Origin of the sequence: Pseudanabaena sp. 'Roaring Creek', from assembly GCF_001402795.1 — a bacterium.
Classification (GTDB): Bacteria; Cyanobacteriota; Cyanobacteriia; order Pseudanabaenales; family Pseudanabaenaceae; genus Pseudanabaena.
Genome location: NZ_LIRE01000414.1, coordinates 1 through 5,453, shown reverse-complemented (window position 1 = coordinate 5,453; position 5,453 = coordinate 1). Strand labels below are relative to the sequence as shown.

5 protein-coding genes are annotated in these 5,453 nt (G+C 43.8%); 3 read left to right on the top strand and 2 right to left on the bottom strand.

The genetic code is table 11. From position 1 onward, the window contains the following. Both AC805_RS13855 and AC805_RS13850 read left to right on the top strand, forming a co-directional pair. On the top strand, positions 1 to 149 hold a 149-nt coding region (locus tag AC805_RS13855), incomplete at its 5' end, for a transposase (RefSeq protein ID WP_156341409.1). Positions 150 to 452: 303 nt separating this feature from the next. Further along, positions 453 to 767 carry a hypothetical protein gene (locus AC805_RS13850; RefSeq protein WP_055075970.1) on the top strand — a complete coding sequence of 105 codons (315 nt, stop codon included), beginning with the start codon at positions 453 to 455 and terminating at the stop codon, positions 765 to 767. Positions 768 to 883: 116 nt separating this feature from the next. On the opposite strand, the gene AC805_RS13845 is transcribed toward AC805_RS13850, so the two are convergent. Both AC805_RS13845 and AC805_RS13840 read right to left on the bottom strand, forming a co-directional pair. Then, positions 884 to 1,378 (bottom strand): response regulator, encoded by a 495-nt coding sequence (locus tag AC805_RS13845; protein ID WP_055075969.1) that lies wholly within the window; start codon positions 1,376 to 1,378, stop codon positions 884 to 886. A gap of 6 nt (positions 1,379 to 1,384) precedes the next feature. Continuing rightward, positions 1,385 to 3,742, bottom strand: coding sequence for an ATP-binding protein (locus tag AC805_RS13840; RefSeq protein ID WP_231663004.1), 2,358 nt, complete (start codon positions 3,740 to 3,742; stop codon positions 1,385 to 1,387). Between the two features lie 380 nt (positions 3,743 to 4,122). On the opposite strand from AC805_RS13840, the gene AC805_RS13835 reads away from it, so the two are divergent. Beyond that, positions 4,123 to 5,340 (top strand): bifunctional cobalt-precorrin-7 (C(5))-methyltransferase/cobalt-precorrin-6B (C(15))-methyltransferase, encoded by a 1,218-nt coding sequence (locus tag AC805_RS13835; protein WP_055075968.1) that lies wholly within the window; start codon positions 4,123 to 4,125, stop codon positions 5,338 to 5,340. Positions 5,341 to 5,453: the final 113 nt, after the last annotated feature.

The following is a 5,453-nucleotide window of genomic DNA, read 5'->3' as shown; positions in this document are numbered from 1 at the left end:
TCCAACAAAAGCGCTGGGTGGTTGAACGTACTTTTGCTTGGTTTTCTCGCTTTCGGCGTTTGACAAGAGAGTACGAACTTTTACCTGAAACTTCTGAGGCTTTTTTCTATGTCGGCATGATTCACATTCTCCTCAAACGCCTCGCTTAACTTCTCAAACACGCTCTTAAGAAATGGCTACGCCATTTCTTAAGTTAAAAACCCTTACTAGGTTTAGTTTTTAATCCACAAAAGTGTTGTCACACTTTCCTTAATTGGTATTACCGACTTTTGTATAATCAGTTAAGCATAATTAAAAAATAAAACCAGAGAGCGTACTGCCCGCTAAGCGGGCAGTACGCTCTTCTAAGTTTTAAGTTTACTTACTTAGCTACTTAGAGTCAATTTGAATAAAAATATGTGATAATTCCAAATTGCAATTCTAAACAATATTACAGCTGGCATAGGGATAATATGGCTATCCAAGGAAAACTGGAACTAACGATTAAGATCAACGAGCTTCCTGTCGATGTAAAAACTGATAAGAACGGTTGGAAATCTTTCAGTTTAGACTGCGATGGACGGATTTTTCATGTGCATGTTAAACCTAAAGTATTCAAGAAATTGGAAGATGCCCAAGCTAACTTTCCCCATTGGGTAGCAGCAATTGGTGGCAAGTTTGGTGAAATGACCGAAAGAGGATTCGTTCTTGCCGAGCCAAGCGTGCAGGTTTTTGAGAAAAAGCCCAAGGAAACCAAACCTCAAGAATCTGAAGCGATCGCAACCTAAGGTTTTCTTACCCCAACTTAAGAAATGGCGTAGCCATTTCTTAAATAAAAAAGAAGATGAGTGGCAGCGCAAAGCGCTGCCACTCATCTTTGGGGTTGCAAACCGTTGCTATAAAGTTAGGCTGAAAACTGTCCGTAGCTAGGTAAGAGCGTAACCTGAAACCAATGTTGAAAAATGACCTGCACTGTCTGTTGCATTTCACTAACACCTAGGGGTTTAAGCATATAACAGTTAGCCCCGTAACGATAACAGGTTTGAATATCTTGGTAACTATTAGAAGTAGTCAGCACAATAATTGGAATTGGCTGCAAATGACTTGATTGCTTAACCCGATAGATGACTTCTCTGCCGTCGGTATTGGGGAGATTGAGATCGAGCAAAATGGCAACGGGCTGGGGGGCTTGCAGTCCTTGGTAATTACCTTGACGGAATAGATAATCAAGGGCATCATCTCCATCCTGAAATCGCACCATATTATAGAGCGATCGCTCTAGCAACTGTAATTTTTGAGTAGCACGCAAAAAACTGTAGAAATCTTCGTCACTGTCTTCGACGATCGCAATTACGGGATGGATGACATCTTCCCAAGGAGAGTTTAATAGCCTTTGCATGGATAATTATAGGGATTCCTGAATTGGTAAGGTAAATAAAAATGTAGTTCCTTGTCCGTAGATAGACTGTACTTGAATCGTGCCTCCATGACGCTCGATAATTTTTTTGACAATGGTCAGCCCTGCACCAGTACCACCCCCATACTTGCTAGCGGGGTGCAGACGCTTAAATATGCGAAATACAGTTTCAAGATGCTTATCACGAATACCAATGCCATTATCGCGAATCAAAATCGTCACAAATTTTGGGGTTGGATTCTGATTTTCATCGCTATGTTCTAGCTTAGGAACGATCTGCCAGTCAATTTCCACCCATTTCTGAGGCTGGTCGTTGTATTTAAATGCATTGGAAATGAGATTGGTAAAGATCTCTTCGAGCAAAATCCGATCTCCTAATACCGTTGGTAGCGATCGGATTCTGCGAATTTCGCAGTTGTGCCATTGAGGATTCATCGCCAATAACTCGCTCACATTATCTAACAGCGGATCGAGAGCGATCGATGACATTTGTAATTCCTGTCTGCCCAGTCGAGAGAACTTTAGCAAAGAATCGATCAATGCCTCCATCCGTTTTGTGAGTCTCACTAGGGTATTGAGCTTGTCAGCACCATCATCTTGCAGGATTGAACCGTAGTCCTCCAATAGAAAAGTTGCATAGTTGTGAATGCCGCGCAAAGGTTCCTTTAAGTCATGGGAAGCAATATAGGCAAAGGCATCAAGTTCGCTATTGCTGCGTTCTAGTTCTAGATTGATATGGGCGAGATCTTCTGCTTGGCGAATCGCAATGTCCACGATCGCCTGTCGAAGTTCGATCGCTCCTGCTATTTCGCAGTCCAACCAAGGCTGCGATCGCCCTGTCACTATTTCTTGCCATGCTTCAAACGATTTACGCGGAAAGATCGTTATCGTCCCATCGGACTCTAGGCGCTTGGGTTTGTCGGGGTTCCCCGCCCAAGTAACCGTTTGTGGGAGTTCAGGACGAAACCACAATACGTAGCGATGCTGAATCTTGGAGATTGCCATAGCTAGTAGTCCCGCAGCAACAGCTTGACAACTATCCGCACTAGGATACAGAGAGGGAAGATTGTCAGTGACAAAAATATCCTGTTTGAACTGTTTGGGCAACCAAGACAATAGCGATTTTAGCCAATCTAGTTGTGGTGTTTGCCCGATCGTGGTGATATCGTCGCCTTCACATACCGCCGCTCCCTTTGCCCCGACTAGATTTAATAGGATCTCAGGTTCCGCAATTAGTTCCTGTGCAAAATTATTAGCTTTGCTCAGTCGTTCTACAAATTGACTTTGAATGTTTTTGAGTTGGAGCTTGTAATCGAGGTTTTCGTTGACTTCTTTATTGGCTAATTCGGTAGACATGAGCTGTCCTAAAAACTCACAAACCGTACGAATTTCGTAAGGAATAAATATTGGAGTGCTATGGTGACAGGCGATTAAACCCCAGAGATTTTGCTTCTGAATTAAAGATATAGTGAGGGATGCTGCTACGCCCATATTTTTGAGATATTCAATGTGAATGGGCGATACCGATCGCAGGCAACAATGGCTCATATCAAGAGGATGCGCCCCTATTTCCTTGATTTGCGAACTAGGGATTAATGGACTGGGACGGTAATCCATATTGGGAATTAATCGTAACCAGTTAAGTTTATAGAGTTCCTTAGCTTGTTTGGGGATATCGGAGTCGGGATAGCGCAGCCCAAGAAATGATTCTCGATCGGGTTGTTTGACTTCGGCAATGATATTACCGTCACCACTCTCATTAAAGCGATAGATCATTACGCGATCGCAGCCTGTGATGTCTTGAATTTCCCGTACGATCAGATCGCACAATTCTCCTAAATTTTGAGCCGCTTGAATTTTAGTAAGGGTTTTCTTAATTTGATGATAAAAATAAAAAAATTCCCGATCAGTACAATCGGCGATCGGTTCTAGTTCGAGGACGATTTCGCCACTGATGGCACGATGCACGATTCCATTAAAATTTCGGATCGTATCTTCCGCAGTAGCAAAGCTAATGACTAAGGGATTAATATGCTCGAAACTGCGGTCTAAGCATTTACTAATGGCTTCAAGGCGATCGCTACTAATGAAATCCGCCAATGGGCGATCGAGGAGATCTTCGGTTGCTATTCCCACAACATCAAAGCTGTTCGCGCTGACCTGAGCGATTTTGAACTCGGCTTCTGTGAGTACCATCAATAATCCATGAGGCTGAATCGATTGCGGTATATGTATGGGTTCGCGATCGCAATTAGTTAAGTCACCGGCTTCTATTTCATTGATGGCATTATAATTAGCAGAATTATAGATATTATTTTGGGTGGGTTGTATCGCAGGTAAACTCATTGGCTGGTGATATCTAAACTGTCTGATTAGGTTTGAAAATTAAGCTTTTAAATATTTTGGGACTTGATTTTGGGATTTTGCACTTTGACGTTTTGCACTTTGACGTTTTGCACTTTGACGTTTTGCACTTTGAAATTTAGATTTTGCCCCCACTCCCCTTTGCTAAATTATAGCTCTTACGGCTCAAAACCCCAAATATGAGTGGCGGCGTGAAGCGCCGCCACTCATATTTGGGGTTTGCTTAGGCTTTTGCGGATAAAAGCGGATAAAAAATATCCCACTCATTTATCTAGCTTCGACTCCGCTCAGCTAACCTTGGCTGAAGTCGGAGCCATAGGTACTTTAATTAATAGCAAGTCCCTTACTACAAATTTTAAAAAATGACCTTTAAACATTGGCTTAACGTAATTGGCATCGGTGAAGATGGTTTGTCAGGACTAAGCACCTCAGCCCGATCGCTAATTGATCGTGCCGAAATTTTGGTAGGGGGCGATCGCCATTTAAAAATGCTGCCAGAATTGCCAGAGGATCGGCGATCGCGCCTTGTTTGGTCAACGCCAATTGAGACAAGCATTCAGCAAATTATTAATTTACGCGGTAAATCCGTATGCGTCTTAGCTAGTGGCGATCCCCTTTGGTTTGGCATTGGGACGACTTTATTAAAAAGAATTCCCATAGAAGAAGTTGCCGTCATCCCATCAACCTCTACTTTTAGCTTGATTTGTGCCCGATTGGGATGGTCATTGCATGAAGTAGAAACCCTGAGCCTCTGCGGTCGTCCTGCCTCACTTTTACAGCCCTATATCTATCCCAACGCTAAACTTCTCATTCTCAGCACAGGCAAGGAAACGCCACCGCTTGTTGCTGAGATTTTATGCGATCGCCATTTCAGCAATAGCAAAATTACTGTTTTAGAACATCTCAACGGAACGAAAGAACGGATTATTTCTACTGTTGCCAATCAATTACGGGATTTTATCGAATTTGCCGATCTAAATGCGATCGCCGTGGAATGCATTCCCCAGACTGAAGCAAGAATTTTATCGCGGATGGTCGGACTTCCCGATGAAGCCTATCTCCATGACGGGCAGTTAACCAAACACGAAGTTCGCGCCATCACTCTATCAGCCCTTGCTCCCAATGCTGGCGAGATGCTGTGGGATGTGGGGGCTGGTTGCGGTTCGATTGGGATTGAATGGATGCGGAGCCATCCCCGCTGTCAGGCGATCGCTATCGAAAAATTGCGTACCCATTTTATTGCGGAAAATGCGATCGCCCTCGGTACACCTCACCTAAAAATTATCGAAGGCAAAGCCCCCGAAATTTTGCAAGGGCTACCGATCCCAGATGCTATCTTTATCGGTGGTGGCGCAACTGTCCCCGATCTGTTAGAGACTTGCTGGGCAAGTTTGCCATCTCAGGGGCGCATTGTGGCTAACGTTGTCACCCTTGAAGGCGAACAGAAATTATTTCAATGGCAGCAACAATATGGCGGGACGCTTACCCAAATTTCAATCGGTCGTGCCGAGGCGATTGGAACGTTTAGGGGCTGGAAGCCAATGAGACCCGTAACGCAGTGGAAAGCCATCAAGCCTTAGCTTTGGAGGCGATCGCCCCCCAAAGCTAAGGCTTGATGGCTATTTTTGATCAAAAGAACCCCAAGAAACTTTTTGAAAGTATTGCAAAGCAATACTTTCAAAAAGTTTCTTGG